Source organism: Paenibacillus sp. UMB4589-SE434 (genome assembly GCF_030226685.1).
Classification (GTDB): domain Bacteria; phylum Bacillota; class Bacilli; order Paenibacillales; family Paenibacillaceae; genus Paenibacillus_B.
On record NZ_JASOYK010000008.1, the window covers coordinates 222,049 to 244,076 of the forward strand.

Genomic DNA, 22,028 nt, shown 5'->3' on the forward strand with positions numbered 1-22,028 from the left:
GTTGCCGTCCGTGCCGCTTACACTATTCTGTCGTCTGCATAAATGTCCCCGAATAATATATGGTGAACCGTGTGGTCTTAAATGCTTTCAGCCAACTGCAGCGCTTCCACTAAGTCAATAGCCCCCGTATAAAGTGCCTTACCCACAATTGCACCGCCAACACCTGAGCTAACGTAAGCAGACAATGCCGCCAAATCATCCAAAGTACTCACACCGCCCGAAGCAATGACTGTACGTCCCGATGCAGCAGCAAGCTGTACAATGGCTTCCACATTAGGCCCTTTCATCATGCCATCACGAGAAATATCGGTAAATATAAACGTCTCTGCTCCTTTATCCGCCAGTTCACGGACTACTACATCTGCCTGAACTGTTGACGTCTCCAGCCACCCGCGAGTAGCCACATAACCATCACGGGCATCAATGCCTATGGCAATCCTAGACCCATAGCGAGCCAACACACGCTCTACGAAGGCACGATCTTCAATCGCAGCGGTCCCCAAAATAACACGGGCCACGCCAAGCTCAAGCAATCTATCTACATCAGCCTCCGAGCGTAAGCCGCCTCCGACTTGAACTGGCACCTTAACGCTGGCAGCAATTTGACCAATGACCTGATCATTTACAGGACGACCTTCTTTTGCTCCGTCAAGGTCAACCAAATGGATCCAATCGGCACCGCCTGCCTCCCATTGTTGAGCGGCTTCAACCGGGCTGTCATGGTATACCGTCTCCTGATCATAGTCACCTTGAATAAGGCGGACACACTTTCCACCGCGTATATCGATGGCTGGATATACGATAAATGATGCCGTCATTGCTTCCTTCCCCCTTGTGAGCGATGAGTTTGCAGCTCATATTTTGTCCTTTTTTCATTCGTCGTTCCCGATTCCTGACTCTGTATATGTGAAACCCACTATTCCATACAACGTATATTGGCGATCTGTTTGCATGGTTTGCAGCCATATGGAACTATTGTGATTGACGTTCTTGTCTAACTATTAGATAAACGATGTGTTACCATTCTCAGAAATTGCTGCAGCAATTGAAGTCCCAGTTCCCCGCTTTTCTCAGGATGAAACTGCATGCCATATATAGATTCGCGCGCTACAATAGCTGTCACTTCACGATCAGCATAGTCACATACAGCTATGAGGTCCGCAGGATCACTTGGCAGTACATGATAAGAATGAACAAAATACACATGTCCTGCTGTGAGTCTATTAACCAATGCATGCTGGGACTGCTTCCATTTCAGCTCATTCCATCCCATATGAGGCACTTTAGCAATTCCCTCTTCAAAACGTACTACCGTTCCCTTTAGAAGCCCTAGTCCCTCGTGATCTCCGTGCTCTTCACTGCGGTCAAATAACAACTGCATTCCTAAGCATATTCCCAGCAAAGGCTTGCCCGACGACACTAATTCCTTTAATACAACATCAAGGCCTGTCATACGCAACGCATCCATGGCATCGCCAAAAGCTCCGACACCTGGTAACAAGATAGCATCCGCCGCACCCAGTACATCGCGATCGGCTGTAATGACAGCAGTTGATCCGAGTCGTTCTACCGCCTTGGACACGCTATGCAGATTTCCCATTCCGTAATCAACGATCGCTATCATAAGTTACAGCACTCCCTTCGTTGAAGGGACCCCTTGTACACGTGGATCAATGGAAGTGGCCTCATCTAACGCTCGGCCAAGTGCCTTAAACACTGCCTCAATCATGTGGTGCGTATTTTGACCATAATGGACAATGACATGCAGCGTCATTCTAGCCTCTAACGCCAGCTTCCATAGAAATTCATGCACAAGCTCCGTTTGAAAAGCACCAACCTGCGTAGACGGATACTGCGCCTTATGCTCAAAATGCGGACGATTGCTAATATCAATGACGACTTGAGCAAGCGCTTCATCCATTGGAACAAACACGGAGGCGTATCTCTTAATTCCGGCTTTGTCACCCAGCGCCTCGCGCAAAGCATGCCCAAGACAAATGCCGATATCCTCAACGGTGTGGTGGTCATCAATATCGATATCTCCATCCGCTTCCACCGCTAGATTAAAATGACCGTGCTTCGTAAACAGATCCAGCATATGGTTCAGGAAAGGAACTCCTGTATCCAAATTGCTCTTTCCTTGTCCATCTACCACAAAGGAAAGCTGAATATCTGTTTCATTTGTCTTGCGCGTGATTGCTGCCTCGCGTACTATCTTACCGTCGGTTGTCGCTGCCATCGTCCTGCCACCTCTCGTTCTAGTCAGTTGAATTCCAATTACGTTCGTGCTCATATGTCAAATCTCAGTACTTGCAGCTGTGAAAGCTGTTCATCCCCTACATTCGCTCCTGATCCAATCTTATCTCGATGGCTCTGGCATGGGCCTCAAGCCCCTCATGACGGGCAAGCGCAATAATCGTATCGCCATGCCTCAGCAGCGCCTCCTTGCTGTAACGAATCAGGCTTGATTTCTTCGTAAACATATCGACATCCACCGGCGAGGAAAACCGCGCCGTACCGTTTGTAGGAATAATATGGTTCGGTCCCGCAAAATAATCGCCTACAGGTTCTGAACTGTAGCTTCCTAGGAAGATCGCCCCTGCGTTTTCAATACCTGCCAACTCGTTCATTGGCTCCGTAGTAACAATCTCCAAATGCTCCGGTGCCATACGATTCACTAAGGCAATACCTTCTGCCATGTGCTCTACGATAATAATAGCTCCATATTGCTCGAGAGATTGCTGAGCAATCTCTCGCCGCGGCAGACTCGCAAGCTGCTGCTCTACCTCCGCCTGCACCTGAAAAGCAAGCTCGCTCGAATTGGTGATTAGTACAGCTGAAGCCATCTCATCGTGTTCAGCTTGAGAGAGCAAATCGGCTGCCACATATGCAGGGTTGGCGGTCTCATCAGCTAACACTACGATCTCGGAAGGTCCGGCTATACTGTCAATATCGACCACCCCGTACACTTCACGTTTTGCTAGCGCCACGTAAATGTTGCCCGGCCCGCATATTTTATCCACCGGCTTTATACTGTCCGTCCCGTAGGCCAGCGCCGCAATCGCCTGTGCTCCCCCGACACGGTACATTTCCTTTACTCCAGCCTCCGCTGCCGCAACCCGTATGTAAGGATCAATACCGGCACGACCGCTAGTGGCCGGAGGAGTTACCATCACAATCTCGTCCACGCCCGCCACCTGCGCCGGAATCACATTCATTAACACCGAAGAAGGGTAGGCTGCCTTGCCTCCCGGAACATACACGCCAACTCGCTTCAACGGGCGAATAAGCTGACCAAGCAGGGTTCCGTCAGGCTGCACATCCATCCACGAGCTACGTTTCTGCTTTTCGTGGAAAGCGCGAATATTGGCAGCAGCTTCACGGATCGCGGTCACAAAAGATGGCTCCACCTCTTCATATGCTGCCGTCATTTCACGCTCTTCTACCCGCAGAACGTTAGCAGCAAGCGAGACTCGATCAAATTCCAATGTATAACGAAGCAGGGCTTCGTCTCCTTCATTGCGTACAGCATTCAAAATACGCTTCACGGTTGCAATTTGATCAGGTGATCCGTAATCCACTTCACGATGCAGCTTGAAGTCCACCGCCCTTACGATTCGCATCATGCTCTCCTCCTCTTCGCCATTTGAGTTATCTATATATATGGTTGGACCGCTCTTATTTCAATTTCATTGCTTGATTGCAATATAAGTTTGCAGTTGATCGCAGAGCTGCTGAATGGTATCGTTTTTCATCCGATAGCTGACACGGTTCGCAATAAGTCGGCTTGTGATACCAAACATCTCTTGCAGCTCCACCAAACCGTTCTCCCTTAGCGTCGTTCCGGTCTCTACCATATCTACAATACGATCAGCTAATCCGATTAGTGGAGCAAGCTCAATAGAACCATTCAGCTTGATTACCTCTACCTGCTGACCACGTTCACGAAAGTATTGTGACGCCACATTCGGATATTTGGTCGCTACCCGAGGGTGCGTTGCCGGTTTCCATTCAGGCAAGCCAATAACGGACATTCGGCAGCGAGCGATGCCAAGATCCAGGAGCTCGTATACATCTTTATTCTCTTCCATTAGTACGTCCTTACCAACAATGCCAATGTCAGCTACTCCATACTCCACATAGGTAGGTACATCCACTGGCTTAGCCATAATAAACTGCATTCGTGCCTCCGGAATATCGATAATCAGCTTTCGGGATTGATCCTCATCTTCAGGAACAGAAAGACCCGCCGCGCGGAACAACGCCGACGCCTGCTTATAGATTCGCCCTTTAGGCATGGCTACTTTCAGATAATTGTGCCAATCCTGCATTGATGTCACCTTCTCCTCATCCATGTTCCGTTACAAACTGTACAAATGTAAGTACATCTTTGAACACTTGACCGCTCCTTAACATCATTTCGTCCTCCAACCTATGGACTTCAACAAGCTGCGACACATCATCCACCCGCCGTGTTACAACCCGCTCACCCGCAGCACGGAGCCTTGTAGCCTCTGCCAGTGCTTCTCGCCTCCGTACAGCATCATACTGGATCAGAATGGATGGCTGCACGCCCACTTGTTCGTGCACGCGAATCGCATCCAGCATCCTTGTTGTTTTTAAGGCAAAGCCTGTCGCTGGTGCTGGCCTGCCGAATTGCTGCAGGAGATTATCATATCGGCCGCCACTCATGACAGGGAAGCCAAGTTCCGCCGAGTACCCTTCAAATATCGTCCCTGTGTAATAAGAAAAATCACCGACCAATGTCAAGTCGAGCATCAAATGCTCGGATACACCGTAAGCTTCAAGCACCTCCCACACCCGCTCCAAATGGAACAATGACATTCGAGCGTGCGGCTCATCAACAATCCCTCTTGCCTCTTCAACGATACGTCGTCCACCTTGCAGCTGAAGAACGGCCTCAAGGCGTTCGATCTGCTCCTGCTCTATGGGCAGAGTACGTATCATCTCACGGTAGCCCACAACATCCCGTGCTACGAGCAGCTGCATTAAACGCTGCTGATCCGCTTCACGATCCGGCAGCGTGTATCCAAAAAGGCCTTGCAAAAAGCCATGGTGGCCTACAGCTACCTTGAACCGCTCTATGCCCGTTGATTGTAAACAAGCTATCGATAAAGCAATCACTTCAGCATCGGCCTCTGGAGAAGCATCACCGACAAGCTCAGCGCCTGTCTGATAAAATTCGGCCTCACGACCAGCCTCCTCTTCCATCGAACGAAATACATTTGCATGGTAGGACAAACGTATCGGAAGCGGTTCTTCATAAAGCAGTGATGACACGACACGAGCTATCGGAGCTGTCATGTCCGAACGCAGCACCATCGCGGTGCCCCGTTGGTTCAACAGCTTGAATAATTTATGATCGGAGGTGGAGCTGGCCATTCCGACGGTATCATAAAACTCCATAGTTGGTGTCACAATCTGCTCATAGCCCCATCGCGACATACAATTCAGCGCTTGCCGCTCGATATATCGCAATTTGCTGACCGCCTCCGGCAAGTAATCTCGTACACCCGAGGGCTTCTCGAACATTTTGGGTTTAGACATGCCGCTCTCTCCTTATATACGTCCATCATTCTTTATTATATTAACGTACTACCAAATTACCTTATTAGCAAATGAAAGAAATTAGAAGTTATCTTACCACGACCAACAATTGCCGTCAATCCTCATTCTTTCTTTATCGCTTCACCTATGAAGTACCCTTATTGCCATGCTGTGTATGCTTATAACTATCCAAACTAATGTAAAAAAGACACCTGTTTACACAGGTGTCTACAGCTTCTATACTCTTGTCCGTGCCTCACTATAAGATGGGTCATATATGTTTAGCTCATGAACAGAGTTATTCCCTTGATGAACGGACTATAGCTCGATCATAGTTAAACGTATACCGCCATATCCTCTACCGTTCCAATGTTTGCTTACTTGACCCTGTCTGGTGTGCTTTCTCAGTCTTCTTGCTATTAGTTGGAGGCGAGCCAAGTGCTATCCAAGCCCATGAAATGTGCTTGAAGGACCAGGACACGACAACCCAAGACAGAGCTAATGCTAATACGTAACCGCTTGCAATATATAGTGCATACAAAAGCTCATTCCCCTGATGCCATGCCAGCTTACGATAGCCCGCAAGCCATAACGGGTGGAGCAAATAGATCCCAAAGGACAACTGTCCTAATCGATTCAAGACATTGAGACTTCGTTGAGGCAGCTTGCGAACGAACAAATGTCCAGTCTGCAACAGTACGACAGCCGACAAGGCTGTGTGCACACACCACAACGCTTCGTAACCGAGCGAATTAAATTCATACCCTGTTGAGCGTGTGATGTACCAGATCTGAACGTGGGATAAACTAGCCAGCACCCAGCCTGACCAGAGCAGAGCATTCCAGCGACGATAGACTCTATAACGATCAATACCAGGGTTGCATACTGAATCTAGCCACGGCTGGATCCGCCCATAATGTAAGCCGATATAAGCCCCGAGCGCATACATCCCCATGTAGGACAGAGAAATGCTCCCCTTTTCTACAATATGGAATTCATATTTATTCCCTAGTACAAATACCCATTGAATCAGGAAACCTGCTGGTATGATCCAAGGGCTTACAGCTGGCCTTTGACATATTTTCAGCAGCAGCGGAAACAACACATAAAATTGCAAGCTGATAAACACAAAATACAAATGTGTATAGGCAGAACCGGTTATCAGCTCTTTGCCAAAAGACCCCCATGCCTCCGTCCAATCACGGTCGTGTCTGACCGTTACTTGCACAAGCAAGAAATAACAGACAGAAGCAACCGCATAGGGTAACAATATATATTTTAATCGATTGCGGTAAAAGACAATAAGCTTGCCTGCCCCCATCTCCTTCTTCCCATAGTTATAGAAGAGAACAAGGCTGCTCAACATAATAAAAACAGGAGTACCGAACTTAAAGAAGATATTAAACCACGTATAACCGTAAAAGAAAGGCGATTGTGTCATTTCAATAGATGCAAAGGAAGTGGCATGAACCAAAATAACCCCTAATATAGCCATAGCCCTTACAATTGGGAGTGCAGCAATCCATTTGGTATCCAATGGGGCCTCCTAACACCAAGGCAAGTCAACAGCATGTACAAGATGCACAGCCTCAGCTACATAAGTATTAAAATAATAACATCACATTATAAACCTGTGTCTTCTCTTCCAACACTTTTAAAAATGTTAACCTTGTATAGGATGGGAAGAAGACTTCTTATTCTGAGATACCTGAGCAGTCAATGGCTTCGGTAGTGATCCAAATAAGATCCATGACCAACCGAACCTGCGAAAAGCAAATGCGACAATGTACCATGAAAGCCCAAGTGCCAGCACAAAGCCTCCTCCTATATATAGAGGATATGCCCAAGCTTGCCCATGATGCCAGGGCCACTTTCGATATAACAATAGAATGAAAGGATGCAGCAGGTACACACCAAATGTAACTTCACCAAAGCGATGAATAACCGTTACGACACCTGACTTCCACTTCCGCTCAATATAAGAAGCGGCCTGAATCAGCACCAAACATGATAAGAGCGCATGCACATTCCATATCGCCTCATACCACAGTGTGTTCATCCTCCATTCACCCAGATTGGTCCAGTACCAAATCTGAACTTGCAGCATGGCCATAAGGAACCAGCTTAACCACAACAAGCGATTCCACCAATGATGAGAGGTTGGATTCCCCTTATTGCCCAGAGAATTAAACCACCCTTTAAGTACCTCCGCTTTTAACCCTAAGTAAGCGCCAAGCATCCAATAACTCATATAAGAGAACATGACACTTCCCTTTTGAGGAAGCATCAAATCGTATTTGTTCCAAATGACAAATCCCCACTGGAGGAGTAGACCAATCAGTATGGCATATTTCACAACCAGCTTGGAACGAAATGCAACTAACAGCAGCGGAAACAGCAAATAAAATTGAAGAAGTAGGAATACATAATATAAATGCGTATATGCCGAGCCTGTCGCTAACTTCAGGACAAAAGATTCCAATGTATCCCAAAGTCCTCTTCCTCGGTAAGCCATCATATGCACAACAGCAAAGTAACAAATGGAGCTAACTAAATAAGGGAGCAAAATTAGTTTGAGCCGCTTGCGATAGAAGGTTCCTATTCTAGCCCAATTGATATGATCAGAAGCATAGTTATAGAACAATACAAAGCTGGTTAGAGCAATAAAGGCAGGGACGGCAAATTTACTGAAAATATTGAAGAAGGTGTACACATAATACAAATCAGACTGCTGCGCTTTGGCAACAGCCTCTGATGTACTATGAATAAACAATACCGCTAACATTGCTAGTGCGCGATAGATAGACAACGATGTAATTGTCTCTTTCTTACTCAATGTGAAGCCCCCCTGGTCCGAGGACTACTGGATGTCGATTCTAGGCTGTAAACTCGGAATCTGATTATAAGATTGGAATCACTATCATTGGTCATGGGTTTAATGTGGTTCTATTTTATGAGCAGTATCATATTTCCCGGGAAACAGTTGGACGGTACGTTTTACATTATCAACCTGATAATGCACACCAAATGTTTGTTGCAGATCCCTCAATGGCAAATACCATCTCCCTGATTGTTGGAATGGATTTTGCTTAAACGCAACCCCAACCCCATTCCATGTCACCTGATAAGATGATCGTTGCTTTGATTTAACGCCGCGATTGCGCAGCTGCTCCATCAGGTCTTGAGTCTTAATATTCTGATTGCCCCCGTTAATCCGGAAACCGTTCCGTGTATTTTTATTATTGATGCCTCGTTTGACTGTAAAAGTAACGTTAATTCCAAGTTCTTTGCAAATACGAAGCACGTCTTTATTAAACGCACCATATGGAAAGGCAAGCACACTATAGGAATTTTGCAGTTCTTCCTTTAACCGTCGCTCAGCCATCGCCAGATCCCCACGAACACGAGTTAAATACTGATCTCGGGATTCTGTCTGCTTCGTCTTATTGTTGTAAAGATAACGCGTTAACATCGGCTTCATGACACCACGACTATTAATCGGTGCATAGGCATGCGAATTGTACGTGTGGCTGAAGAAGCTGAAACCTGCTTGCTTCATCTCACGCATCTGTTCCCATGTCAGCTTACGTCTTCCGACATGTGCCCGATTATCTATCGTCGAGGCGATAACAAAGTTGGTTGCTGTCAAATTATACTTTCTGAATAAGGGATACACATACGAATAAAACGTCTCGTACCCATCGTCAAATGTAAGTAGTACCGCGTTATCTGGTACTGGCTTCCCATTCAACATATATTGCATATAATCATTCATGCTTATAACATTAAACCCATTCGCCAACAGGCTAGTAATCTGATCCTCCAGTTGCTGAGGAGAGATAAACGTTACATCTTTGGGATTTTGTTCAATATTATGATACATAATGGTAATTACTTCATTCTCATAATATTTCGGTTTAAAACGAAACATTGGATTCATTTGCACCGTACTGGAGAGGTCGAGCACCTTTCCTTTATTCGAAGTTTGAGCTTTAATTCCATAGGCTTGCCCTAACGCTGTAACAGGTATGTACCACTCATTGTTGCGTTTTACAGCCTTTCCATCCTGCCACTGTTCTTTACCCCATGAGATCGCATATTCCACTCCCTTAGCATCTGAAGGCGTAAAGCCAATTGTTGATAGTAATAAGACCAATACCAAGCTTAATAATACATGACGCTTTTTCATCCTTAACCCTCTTTTGACTTATGAAGTTCATCCCATATTGAAATTAGCATAATTTCCTATAGTTGTCATTCATAATTTTTGGTACTCCCATAATGTTCTGTTTACAATAAAATAATCCTTCTGGCAATACAATCACAAATCGCCAAAAGGATCATTCAAATGTCGGTCCTCTTACATATATAACTACAAAATAGGCCTAAATCTTACACACCAAACTCCTTTTACATGTCTTAATGCAAATGCCTGGAATTCAGCTTCGCTCCTTGGTCCACATCACGAATGACTTGCAGCGGATTCCCCCCTACCATCTGCCCTGGGAACACGTCCTTGTGAACAACGGAACCTGCAGCCACGATAGCGCCATCCCCTATCGTAACCCCAGGGAGAATAGTGCAATTAGCTCCAATCATGACTTCGTCTCCAATTCGAACGTCTCCCAGTCTGTACTCCTTGATTAAGTACTCATGTGCCAATATCGTGGTATTGTAACCAATAATCGAATTGTTGCCCACATGGATTCGCTCGGGGAAAAAGACATCCACCATAACCATAAGCCCAAAGGCCGTATGTTTCCCAACCTTCATTTTTAATACTCGGCGGTATATCCAATTTTTGAGCGGCAGATAGGGGCAGTACCGCGCAAGCTGGATAAAAATAAAGTTTCGAATCCCTTTCCAGGGACTAACCGTGCGATAGATGTGCCATAAACTATTCGGCCCCTCAACTGGGTACCGCTGCGTATTACGCACCTTCGTTGCACTCCAATCCGACAATCGCGTATAGATCACGCATGTCATAGATAATATGGCGTGGGTTGTACTGGCGCAGCACCTGCTCACCCTTAAGCGACCAAGCGACACCACAGGAGATCACGCCTGCTGCGTTAGCAGACTGTATATCCGCTGGACTATCTCCAACCATTAAGGTTGTCGCAGGGTCTGCATTTAAAGCTTCAACTGCCATTAACACCGGCTCCGGATGGGGCTTCGCATGTGTCACATCGTCAACCGTGACAATCACACCCATCTGTTCGAACAATTCGAACATACCCAGCGCACGTTCAGTCGACTTTCTCACTTTGGTGGTTACGACTCCCAATTGAATACCCGCTGTCGCAAATCGATTGACGACCTCTTTTACATAAGGAAAAGGCTGTACAAGCTCGTCATGTCGCGTCAAGTTGTAAGCACGATAAGCAGCTGCCAAATCGTCTACATTGTCCCGCTTCGTAAATATTCTGAACTGCTCCTGCAGCGTTAAGCCCATGCTGGGGATGATATGCTCGCGTGTGAACGGGGACGGCACGATATCCTGCAGAACATGGAGAAATGTCTCGATGATTAACTCGTTCGTATCAATAATAGTGCCATCCAAGTCAAACAATACCGTTCGAATCATGATTGCTTATTCTCCTTCTTATCCTTGCTGTCAATTTCACCCGATGTATCTGTTGACGCTTCTGTTTGTACACTTTCTGCTGCAGTCGTATGGGTAGCAGCACTTGGTTGCTGAGGCGCTTCTGCTCCTCCATCATGAACCGCAGTAGCTTTCGCCACACGCGTACAGACGATCGGATCGCTGTAACGAACGTTTGCTTTGCCTGTCAGTCGGCGCACCACAATGAGGATGATACCTGCAATGACCAATACGATAGCAAGCAATTGTGAAATACGAACATTGCCGTATTCAGGGCTTAAGAATCCAGGTTCAAAGAGCACTGTCATAGGGGACCAGAGCGCATCAACAAACGATTGGACTGCACTTGATCCTTGGTAAGCCAAGCTATCCGTACGAAGGCCTTCGATAAAGAAGCGGCCAAGTGAGTACCAGATCAAATAGCTGATAAAGATCTCGCCCGCACGTATCTGACGCAATCGCCGTATGCCGAACAGCAGCAATATCCCAACAAAATTCCATAATGATTCATATAAAAATGTAGGATGATGGAACGTCCCACTCACATTCATCTGATTTACGATAAAGTCAGGCAGATGCAGCGTGTTTCTTAGAAACGCTTCTGAGACTGGTCCGCCATAAGCTTCCTGATTGACAAAATTGCCCCAGCGTCCAATCGCTTGGCCGATTAATAGCGAAGGCCCACAAATATCTGCGATCCGCCAGAACGTGTAACCTTTATATTTGACAAAAATGAGTGCAAAAATAACAGCAGCTATTAAAGCACCGTATATCGCAATACCACCGTGCCATATTGCAAAGACCTCAAGTGGATTATCCTTGTACTCATCCCACTTAAATGCGACATAATACGCCCGCGCACCCACAAGTGCAGACGGCACGCCTATCAAGAGCAGATCCATAAAGAAATCTTGCGAAATACCAAAACGCTTTCCTTCCCGCATTGCGAACAGCAATCCAACAAGAGCAGCGGTCCCTAAAATCAGACCATACCAATGCACACTTATTGGACCCAGCTGAATAGCAATCGGATCAAGCAACAGGGTTGCCATGAAGTTGTTCTCTCCTTTTTAACGAACTACAATGAGATGACAATATAATGTAGAAAATACGCGATTATAGGACATCCTGCACGGTTCACACATGCCTACTGTGTTTATCAATTTCGACGAAATGCAAACTAAATAAAAGCAATTACTCAGGCTGCGCAAAGCTAGTTAGAATGTACAGGGATATCCTTAATCAAAATCTTCCGTGTCCTCATTGATTTGTTCGGTCAACTTATTCGTAAATTGTAACGCCGCATTATATCCCATACGCTTCAAGCGGAAGTTCATCGCCGCAACCTCGATAATAACAGCCAAGTTCCGCCCAGGACGAACAGGGATCGTAACCAATGGGATGTCGGTATCAATAATTCGAGTGGTCTCCTCATCCAGTCCCAATCGATCATACTGTTTATCCTGCTGCCAGTTCTCCAAGCGAATAACTACGCTAATACGCTTGTTGTTGCGGATTGCTCCTGCCCCAAACAAGGTCATGACATTAATAATGCCTATTCCGCGAATTTCGAGCAAGTGACGAATCAGCTCAGGGGCCGATGCATGCAATTGATTGTCCGATGTCTGACGAATCTCAACCGCATCATCTGCTACCAGACGATGGCCGCGCTTGACCAGTTCCAGTGCTGTTTCACTCTTCCCGATGCCGCTGCCGCCTGTAATAAGCATGCCAACACCGTATACATCAACGAGTACACCATGAATTGTGGCTGTAGGCGCAAGCTTTTTTTCGAGAAAATTAGTAATTCTACTCGATAATGTTGTTGTTGCAAGAGGTGAGCGAAGTAATGGAACCTCATGCTCCTGGCAAATCTGAATCAGTTCTTCAGGCACTTCAATTCCACGTGTTATGACAATACATGGTATCTCATCAGCTACAAAGTGGCGCATCCGATCCAATCGTTCTTCTACAGGTAACGTCTCAAAAAACGTTAATTCCGTCTTGCCCAACATCTGTACACGCTCAGTTGGATGATAGTCGAAGTATCCCGCCATCTCCAGGCCTGGCCGATGCAAATCATCGACAGTAATGACACGTTTCATGCCTTGTTCCCCTGCGAGTATTTCCAGATGAAATTGCTCGACAAGTTCGGACACCTTCACCTTCTTGGCCATCTTCGTTCACTCCTTCTCATCTGCATATTACCGGATTGCTATGTATATTTGTTGTAAATGACAGTAAGCATGCAGTTCTATCTCAATGTAACCATCGTAAATGAAATTTAGATTGAAATCAATGTGTGCTCTTTTTCCAAAATCACGATCCATCAAATATTTTTTTACTTATTATAGGCACTAAAATTATTTTTTACATTTTATTGATATTGTCTGCAAATAGAGCAGGAATCCAGTCCTGTTCTACCGAATTGATTTCTATGGCTGATCCATACAGGAGGTGATAGCAAGAATGGCTGCGCTCTAAGCTGCTGCCAGAACAATATAAAACAGACTCCGCTTCATCAATCAGATGCATGATGGAGCCATCGGAGCAATATTCATATGACAAAGGAGGTAATTAATTTATGTACAGAACCGCATATCGCCCTTCAGTTCGCTCTTTATCTGCGCTGCTTATTGGGGTACTGGTCTTCCTGCTTATCCCCATTTCAGCATTTGGGGCAGCTCAATGGGCGCCAAACACCCTTTACAAGAAAGGAGACATTGTCACATATCAAGCTGTTAACTATGAGTGTATTCAGCCGCATACCTCACTTACAGGCTGGGAACCACCTGCAGTTCAGGCATTATGGAAAGTAAGCACACAACCCTCAGACACCATCGCACCTTCTGTTCCCGCTGCACTGCTATCACCTGCTCACACATCCAACTCTGTATCCCTTACTTGGCAAGCTTCTACCGATAATGTTGCCGTGGCTGGATACAATGTATACAACGGCTCCGCTGTCGTAGGCACTACCACTAACCTCAACTATCAAGTGAGTGGGTTGGCGGGCGATACACTTTACACCTTTAAAGTAGCTGCATTTGATGCCGCTGGTAATGTATCCGCGCCAAGCGCCAGCCTTGATGTTCGAACTGATGCAGCTCCGCCGGATGCTGTTGCTCCTACCGTTCCTACTAACGTTCGGAGCACATCAATAACAGCCAACACAATTGCGTTGGCTTGGAATGCAAGCACTGACAACGTAGGTGTCACCCAGTACGAGATCGTTGTCAACGGGCAAGTTGCCTCCACAAGCACAGCAACTGCTTGGACAGCAGCAGGCTTAACCGCCAACACCGCTTATACCTTTGTAGTACGCGCACTTGATGCTGCTGGCAATCGTTCAGCCGACAGCACGAGTTTAAGCGTTACTACTTTATCGACAAACCCGCCACTCACAGCAGCGAAAGTATTGGTTGGGTACTGGCATAATTTCGACAATGGCTCAACCAATATTCGACTGCGTGACATATCGCCTAACTATGACGTCATCAACGTTTCCTTTGCAGAGCCTGTCGGTGACTATGCTACGATGGCCTTCACTCCCTACAACTCTACTAAGGAACAGTTCAAAGCTGACATCCTGGAGCTGCAGGGCAAAGGTAAGAAGGTAAATATCTCGCTGGGCGGGGCTAACGGCACTGTCGAGCTCACCACTGCTGCTGCGAAACAAAGCTTTATTACTACGATGAACAATATTATTACTGAATACGGTTTTAACGGGATCGATATCGACTTAGAAGGAAGCTCCTTGTCCTTAAACGGAGGCGATACTGACTTTAGGAATCCAACCACTCCTAAGATAGTAAATCTGATCGCCGCTATACAGTCGATCCTTACTGCACAAGGCCCTAATTTTATGCTGACCATGGCGCCAGAAACCGCTTATGTGCAGGGTGGAATTACTGGATATGGCGGTCCATGGGGGGCGTACTTGCCCGTTATTTATGCCTTTAAGGACCGAATGAACTTTATCCATGTTCAACATTACAACACAGGTGCCATGACGGCCCTCGACGGTCGTTCATACAGCCAAGGCACAGCTGACTTCCAAGCCGCTATGGCGGAGATGCTGCTGCAGGGCTTCCCTATTGCAGGCAATGCAAACAATAAGTTCCCTGCGCTCCGTGAAGACCAAGTTGCGATTGGACTTCCTTCCACACCAAATGCAGCAAGCGGGGGCTTTACTGCAGCGGCAGATATCGACAAGGCCGTAAAATATTTAAGCAAAGGCATCGGATATGGAGGCACTTATCAATTGTTGAAACCAGGCGGTTATCTTAACTTCCGTGGTGTCATGACCTGGTCCATTAACTGGGATAAAAAGTCGAATCTTAGCTTTTCTAACCCGGTTCGTTCGACCCTCGATGCTTTAAAATAGCAGCTCCCATTCAACCCTTCCCAGAGATTTGAAGCCCGAGCTGGCCTATACCTGTTATAACCTGCTACACCCTGCATTAATGACGATTTGCTGTGAACTCATGTAAATATGTATGCCCTGTTGTTTTTTAATACATTAAATCAGCCTATATCCATACTAATTAAACAAAAAAAGGGCCTAGTGCATATGCACCAGGCCCTTTTCGTATCAGGATTACAGTTCGAATACGTTTAATTCGGACTCTTTATCGAATACATGAACTTTGTTCATGTCGATCGCTAGTTTAACGTTTTGACCATCTTTAGAGTTAGAACGGCCATCTACACGAGCGATAACATTCGCATTGCCCATGCCACCCAAGTATAGGAACATTTCATGACCCATGTTCTCCGTAACTTCAATAGAAGCTGTGAAGATGCTGTTAGGAGATGCTTCCAAGAACACAGGCTCCTCATGAATATCTTCTGGACGCACGCCGAGAATCACTTCTTTGCCTACATAGCCCTTTTCTTTCAATGCTTGGGCTTTGCCAGCTGGCACGATAACATCCAAATTGCTGCCTTTGAAATGTAGATCGCCGCCTGCTTCTGTTAATGTTCCAGTGATAAAGTTCATCGTAGGAGAACCAATAAATCCTGCCACGAACATATTAACTGGATGATTGTACAATTGGTCTGGAGCAGCGGCTTGTTGAATATAGCCGTCTTTCATAACGACGATACGGTCACCCATCGTCATCGCTTCAATCTGGTCATGCGTTACGTAGATAACAGTTGTTTGAAGACGCTTAGCAAGCTTCGTGATCTCCGAGCGCATCTGTCCGCGAAGCTTCGCGTCCAAGTTGGAAAGCGGCTCATCCATCAAGAATACTTGTGGCTCACGAACGATCGCACGGCCGAGTGCAACACGCTGACGTTGTCCACCAGACAGAGCCTTAGGTTTACGATCCAACAAATGCTCGATATCGAGAATGCGCGCAGCTTCACGTACACGTTTGTCGATATCTTCTTTTTTGAACTTACGCAATTTAAGACCAAACGCCATATTTTGATACACGTTCATATGTGGATACAACGCGTAAGATTGGAATACCATCGCAATGTCGCGGTCCTTAGGAGCAACATCGTTCACTATGCGGTCGCCGATAAACAATTTACCTTCAGAAATTTCTTCAAGACCTGCGATCATACGCAAAGTCGTTGACTTACCACAACCGGACGGACCTACAAGCACGAGGAATTCCTTGTCTTGAATGTCAAGATTGATATCAACAACAGTTGCCTTATCGGATCCTGGATATTTCTTATATACATGTTCTAAGCGTACGCCTGCCATGAGTATTTCCCCCTTAACGTTGTCTTCTTGAAATCGGTTACTTCTTATATTCTTATATTACCTAAACCCTGTACAATTGACTATACACAAACCTCACAAAAAAGCGCTTACCTATTTTGTTACTTTGTACAATAGTAATATCAGTTTAATCAATACAGCATCCGAGAAAGAACGTACATCAAGCCCCGTTTCTTGCTTGATCTTATCAAGCCGATACAGCAGCGTATTGCGGTGAATATACAAACGCTTAGCTGTCTCACTGACACTGCAATCGTATTGAAAGAACGTCTGTAACGTGCCCATCGTCTCCGAATCGCCGAATTGTTCCGTCTTAGTTACAACTCTTTTCATAAACTGCTTACGGACGTCATCCGGTATACTGTATACAAGCTGCTCTAGATGAAGTTCCCACGGCAAATGGATATTTTCCGTGATGTGGAATGTACGTCCGAGATAGATCGTCTCCCGCATACGCGATACAATGCCTGGTATTCCCTTCACTGGAGTAAACGGGTAAGCTACAGTAAGATTGGACTCTCCAACCCATTCCGCGGCCAACAGCTCACATAACCCCAAGCAGAAGGAGGTCAGCATCTCTTCCATCGTTTCTTTATTGTCAGGGTCCTCTTCTTGCTCCCCAGAGCCAGCAAGACTTTCAGGCACTAATATACACCATTCTTTATCTGACAACGGGAAAATAACAAGATCTCCGCCAAAATAAGACTTCAACAGTTTGTAAAGGTGCGCATAGCTTGGGCCTTCACGATGTGAATGCTCAGCAACAAGCAGGAAGGGAATGACCGGGGCAAACATTTTTGTTTTCCATGAAAATGAATCCGGCACCTCCGCTTGCGCATCCTTTGCCTGAAGGCGTTCCACAATCCATTGCCCGAATTGCACAGCCTGCTGCTCATCTCCTCCAGTAGTTGATGACGAGCTCTTCCGACTGCTCAAATCAAGCCATAACAATGTCTCCAACCATTGGCGCTCGCGCTCAGATAACAAGTTAGCTGCACAATGCAGCAAGTCGGTCTGGGATGATCCTTGCTTCCATAGCATATAACATCGATCTTCGTGTTCGATTAGAGTCGGTGGCATTACATGAGTCGGTTGACCAGTTGCTTGGGCAGACTTCACCCAATTTTTCCAGGTTGCTGTGGATATTGTCGTCTTATCTAAGGGTACATTGATGATCCGTTCGATTTGCTCACGCAGATTCTGCTTGTCCATCTTCTTCCTCAGCCCATTTCCTCAACTTTCTAGTCATACTGCCTTAATTGTAACATACGGACCGTCGTGTATCATCTCAGGCAAGGCAGTACCCCTACATCGAGTCATAAGTCAGCTTGCAACTAAAACAGGCAACCAGTGCCCCTTATCGGAAGCATAGGTTGCCTGTTTTAGTTACTTAGCTGGCCACTCTAGGCCAAACCATTACTACAAATATATACAATACCTGTCATCGTTAATGGGAAGATACCTCTACCGCTTTCCTCGCTAAATTCTTATAATGCTGCAATGCCATAGAGGCCGTCTGCAGAGGTCGGGTTAACGTCAATCTGTTGCTATTCAGGCCTTCTACTGACAAGACCGAATCTGCCATCGGCCATTGCAGCAGCCTTACTGTACTGGTGCGCAGTGTGATCTCCGCCGCACTTGCACTACCCAACTTTGCACCACGTGTAGGCTCGCTTAATTTGACCGAGAATCGTAGATCTCCTTCTCCTCCGCTATGTGTATGCGTTATAATGGGAATCTTGACCGTCTTCTCCGTTTCACCGTCGGCGAACTTCAGCACGCCTGAGGAAGCCGCATAGTGTACCCCCGCAACCGCAGTTCCGTCCTGTGTGCCATAGACTACGCTCGTAACCCCCTGACGGTCACCAGTCCTTTGAACTCGTAACTCGACATATGCACCTTCATTGGAAACTATTGTTGAATCTGCGAACTGGAACATCCCACTGGTTTGCGTATTAACGTAGATTGCTTGTTTAGACTCTAAGAAGAATGGAAAGAAACTGATGTCTACCTTTCCGTCTCCCGTGAAGTCCCCAGCCAATAAGTTTAATTTTGTCCCTGCATTGTCTTCAATAATAGCCGTTGCTGGACCGTAGCCTTCACCAGGAATAAAGTATTTTACGACTATATAATCACCCGAAATATTTATTATATCTAAATAACCATCCTGATTGAGATCAACCAAGTTAGAAAGAGATCTAAATAAAGAAAGCTGTTCTGGCGAAGTGTCATTTATGCCTACAGAGCTTCCGTAATAAAGCCTTGAGCCAAGAGAACTGCTGGTCGTGAGAAGATCACCATATCCATCTTTGTTGTAGTCATTAACATAAGCTTCATCACAACCTAAGATTTGCTTTTCATACGAGAATGTACCGTCAGCTTGTTTGTTAAAGATAACAAGCGATCGTTTACCTAGGGGATCACGCGTGACGAGGGCTAAATCCATCTTTCCATCGCCATTCCAATCTCCACCGTATGCATGCTCTATGGGATCAGACACTAGATCCTCCCTCATTACCTCTGTGTAGACATAGTTTGCACTGCCCTGCAGCAGAATAATGTGATTCGTGTTATCCACATATAAGATATCAATTATTCCATCATTCGTCACATCGGCCAGCTCATAAGCGCGCTTGTTAGGAACTGAAATATTAGCTTCTATAACAAAGTTGCCTTCGTTATCTTCGCCCCCTACAAGGAGTTTATTCGTTCCACTATTGATTATTTCGTCCCTATGGTCGTTATCCAGATCGATGATACGATCAAAATTTTGAAGATCAATATCTTGATGAGTATACAAACCTTTGCCAAAGTTCTTATACATTCGTATCGGGTTGTATTGGTCTCCAGATCTCAGAAAATCCACAACCTGATTGCCGTCAAAGTCACCTTTATAAAGGTATGTATCCATCATATGATCTACATAGTCCATTTTCTCATAAAGAGGAACATTGGCCGGAATTTCAGAAGGGTTTGAAAGGGTTACGTTCCCCCTCAGCACTTTGCTTGACTTCCCGTTAGCACTGTTCGCTGTAACCTCCAACTGATACGTTTGCCCCACGGTAAGTGCTGTATTCCATTTATATTGGTATACGTCACCAGACACAGTAACAGGCAGAAGTTTTTGATTGAGCTCATGAATTTCATAGCTTTGTACAGAGCTTCCATTGCTAATAGCAGGCCAGGTCAACGTCATAGAAGTTGTACTGACATCCCCAATCCCAAGAAATGCATCTTGAGGCCAGACAGGAATGTCCCCCACAGGTACAGATTCATCATCTTTAATCTGGATTGTTGCCGTTACCGGGTCGCCAATTTTAATACCACGGTCTGGATTTCCGAGTCTGATGGAAAAGGACCGCGATACGTCTGCTGCGTTATTATCAAGAATAGGAACCGTCAACCACTTCGCCGTTTCACCATGATCAAATTTAAGCATACCGGTCGATCGGGTATAATCTTTCCCAGCTTTAGCTGTACCGTCAACAGTTGTATAATTTATATAGCCATACCCATTACTCCCGTTACTTCTCGATATTTTGACCAAGAGCGACTTTTCATTTTCAAAAACGTCCTGCTGCGCTTGTATAAAATGAATACTACCTTCCGCGGACTGATTCTCATAAATACTGATCTTATTAGAAGTCAAATTATAATCTATAATATCTGGTTTTCCATCATGATTAACATCTTCAAAAAGTTGTGTGCCCGTTGGAATGGAAACATATAAGGACCCCTTGACATCCAAGCCAGTTCCCTTTTGGTTCCATCTATAATACCAGTCACCGCCAAATGGAGTATATAATAATTCGGGATAAGCATCGCCATTTAGGTCCACAAGCTCAACTTGCTTGGGTAGATAGCTCGAGTTAAATAATTGTCCAATATCAAGTTCAATGTATTGGCCAAACTGCCCTGCTGCATCCCCATAATATATAGCCATCTTTTCATAGGGATAGGAGCTGTTAGGCTTAGGAGCAACAACATCTGCGTAACCATCCGCATTAACGTCGCCAATAGCAAACATAAATGTAGTGCTGTCTGCAGCAGGAAAGCTCTTTACTTGCGTGAAGGTGAGGTTTGCGTTACCGTGTAATACAACTGCACCAGCAGACAATCCTTGATAAGCTATATCTCGTTTGCCATCCTTGTTCCAATCTCCACTTACCAATTTAGTGATAGGTGCATTCCCGGCTGCATTATAATCCTGATGACCCACTTCTGTATAAGTGAAGTTAGAGGCCCCTTTATAATAGTTTATACGCTTTGGGGCTACCACAACCAAATCTAGAATCCCATCGTTGTCAAAGTCTCCTGCTTCTATGTGAGTTACATCCTGGAACAAAATTTTACTTTTAAAAGTATAGGTCCCTGCTGATGTTAGCTGATATATCTGAACCTCTTTCTTACCTATCGCGATCACCTCTGAGGTACCATCACCATCCAGGTCCTTTATCCGTACAGACACCAGCATAGGATCTGGACTTTTGGCCGTAAAAGGTTCTCGAGTAAGCGTACCATTGGCCTGACTCTTATACAGAATGATCGCAAAATTATTGGTTACAACCGCATAGTCCTGTTCACCCTGATTGTTCAGTTCACCTGATGAAATAAACTTTATGGAATCCTGAAATGAATAGTCTCGGACCCATTCAAACACATTTCTAGAATTGCTTGTTGATGCCGCGTAAGCATCAAGACTAAAGAAGGGAAATAACAGTGTGAGAAGCAAACATATTGAGGTAGTAATTGCTACATAGCGGCTTGAGAAGTAAGTGGTCATTGTCAATTCTCCTTTATCGTTATTTTGATAGGAGTAATCGCAAAGAGGCATCTTGGTGAATGTTATGTGTAAAATGTAAACTATACAATATGTATCGTAACATAATCAGTTTTATATGAACATATAATTCTATAAATAATATGTATAAGATACATATATGAATTGTCGAAGATCCATAATCCATATGCGTACCATCTCAGAAATTGTGGAAGAAAATAAAAAAGCCTCAAGGTTTCCCTTGAAGCTTGTAAGTTCATAACTGGTGAGCCATGAAGGACTCGAACCTTCGACACCCTGATTAAAAGTCAGGTGCTCTACCAACTGAGCTAATG

Annotated in this window: 17 protein-coding genes; 1 reads left to right on the forward strand and 16 read right to left on the reverse strand. The window is 45.4% G+C overall.

All coding sequences use genetic code 11. The features are described from left to right. Positions 1-77: 77 nt before the first annotated feature. The 13 genes from hisA to hprK form a co-directional block, all read right to left on the reverse strand. Complete coding sequence (gene hisA, locus QP775_RS22345; RefSeq protein WP_285109019.1) at positions 78-818, reverse strand: 1-(5-phosphoribosyl)-5-[(5-phosphoribosylamino)methylideneamino]imidazole-4-carboxamide isomerase; 741 nt, start codon at positions 816-818, stop codon at positions 78-80. A gap of 176 nt (positions 819-994) precedes the next feature. Next, a complete protein-coding gene (hisH, locus tag QP775_RS22350; protein ID WP_285109020.1) occupies positions 995-1,624 on the reverse strand; it encodes an imidazole glycerol phosphate synthase subunit HisH in 630 nt (209 codons plus the stop codon). Between the two features lie 3 nt (positions 1,625-1,627). Next, complete coding sequence (hisB, locus tag QP775_RS22355; protein WP_285109021.1) at positions 1,628-2,239, reverse strand: imidazoleglycerol-phosphate dehydratase HisB; 612 nt, start codon at positions 2,237-2,239, stop codon at positions 1,628-1,630. Between the two features lie 97 nt (positions 2,240-2,336). After that, positions 2,337-3,623 carry a histidinol dehydrogenase gene (hisD, locus tag QP775_RS22360; RefSeq protein ID WP_285109022.1) on the reverse strand — a complete coding sequence of 429 codons (1,287 nt, stop codon included), beginning with the start codon at positions 3,621-3,623 and terminating at the stop codon, positions 2,337-2,339. 66 nt (positions 3,624-3,689) lie between these two features. Then, the gene (hisG, locus tag QP775_RS22365; RefSeq protein ID WP_239329860.1) at positions 3,690-4,331 is read right to left on the reverse strand and encodes an ATP phosphoribosyltransferase; all 642 of its coding nucleotides are present in this window, start codon (positions 4,329-4,331) and stop codon (positions 3,690-3,692) included. Positions 4,332-4,347: 16 nt separating this feature from the next. After that, positions 4,348-5,568: an ATP phosphoribosyltransferase regulatory subunit gene (locus QP775_RS22370; protein ID WP_285109023.1), complete on the reverse strand. Its 1,221-nt coding sequence runs from the start codon at positions 5,566-5,568 to the stop codon at positions 4,348-4,350. A gap of 358 nt (positions 5,569-5,926) precedes the next feature. Then, a complete protein-coding gene (locus QP775_RS22375) occupies positions 5,927-7,105 on the reverse strand; it encodes an acyltransferase (protein WP_285109024.1) in 1,179 nt (392 codons plus the stop codon). 126 nt (positions 7,106-7,231) lie between these two features. After that, positions 7,232-8,404, reverse strand: a complete 1,173-nt coding sequence (locus tag QP775_RS22380; RefSeq protein WP_285109025.1) for an acyltransferase — start codon at positions 8,402-8,404, stop codon at positions 7,232-7,234. A gap of 99 nt (positions 8,405-8,503) precedes the next feature. Then, positions 8,504-9,757 carry a polysaccharide deacetylase family protein gene (locus QP775_RS22385; protein WP_285109026.1) on the reverse strand — a complete coding sequence of 418 codons (1,254 nt, stop codon included), beginning with the start codon at positions 9,755-9,757 and terminating at the stop codon, positions 8,504-8,506. A gap of 230 nt (positions 9,758-9,987) precedes the next feature. After that, on the reverse strand, positions 9,988-10,506 hold the full coding sequence (locus QP775_RS22390) for an acyltransferase (protein WP_239329811.1): 519 nt from the start codon (positions 10,504-10,506) through the stop codon (positions 9,988-9,990). Next, complete coding sequence (gene ppaX, locus QP775_RS22395) at positions 10,499-11,155, reverse strand: pyrophosphatase PpaX (protein WP_285109027.1); 657 nt, start codon at positions 11,153-11,155, stop codon at positions 10,499-10,501. The genes QP775_RS22390 and ppaX overlap by 8 nt, the downstream gene beginning before the upstream one ends. Then, on the reverse strand, positions 11,152-12,225 hold the full coding sequence (gene lgt / locus QP775_RS22400; RefSeq protein WP_285109028.1) for a prolipoprotein diacylglyceryl transferase: 1,074 nt from the start codon (positions 12,223-12,225) through the stop codon (positions 11,152-11,154). Before lgt ends, ppaX begins: the two co-directional genes overlap by 4 nt. Before the next feature lie 186 nt (positions 12,226-12,411). Then, positions 12,412-13,350, reverse strand: a complete 939-nt coding sequence (gene hprK, locus QP775_RS22405; RefSeq protein ID WP_028547070.1) for an HPr(Ser) kinase/phosphatase — start codon at positions 13,348-13,350, stop codon at positions 12,412-12,414. A gap of 407 nt (positions 13,351-13,757) precedes the next feature. Between hprK and QP775_RS22410 the strand changes: the two genes are divergently transcribed. Continuing rightward, complete coding sequence (locus tag QP775_RS22410) at positions 13,758-15,560, forward strand: fibronectin type III domain-containing protein (protein ID WP_285109029.1); 1,803 nt, start codon at positions 13,758-13,760, stop codon at positions 15,558-15,560. Positions 15,561-15,773: 213 nt separating this feature from the next. Here QP775_RS22410 and QP775_RS22415 read toward each other — a convergent pair whose 3' ends face one another. The 3 genes from QP775_RS22415 to QP775_RS22425 form a co-directional block, all read right to left on the reverse strand. Continuing rightward, positions 15,774-16,895, reverse strand: coding sequence for an ABC transporter ATP-binding protein (locus tag QP775_RS22415; protein ID WP_239329819.1), 1,122 nt, complete (start codon positions 16,893-16,895; stop codon positions 15,774-15,776). A 111-nt stretch (positions 16,896-17,006) separates the two neighbouring features. Continuing rightward, entirely contained in the window at positions 17,007-18,125 is a 1,119-nt protein-coding gene (locus tag QP775_RS22420; protein WP_285109030.1) for a PucR family transcriptional regulator, read from the reverse strand. 235 nt (positions 18,126-18,360) lie between these two features. Continuing rightward, positions 18,361-21,696 carry an FG-GAP-like repeat-containing protein gene (locus QP775_RS22425; protein ID WP_285109031.1) on the reverse strand — a complete coding sequence of 1,112 codons (3,336 nt, stop codon included), beginning with the start codon at positions 21,694-21,696 and terminating at the stop codon, positions 18,361-18,363. Between the last annotated feature and the right edge of the window lie 332 nt (positions 21,697-22,028).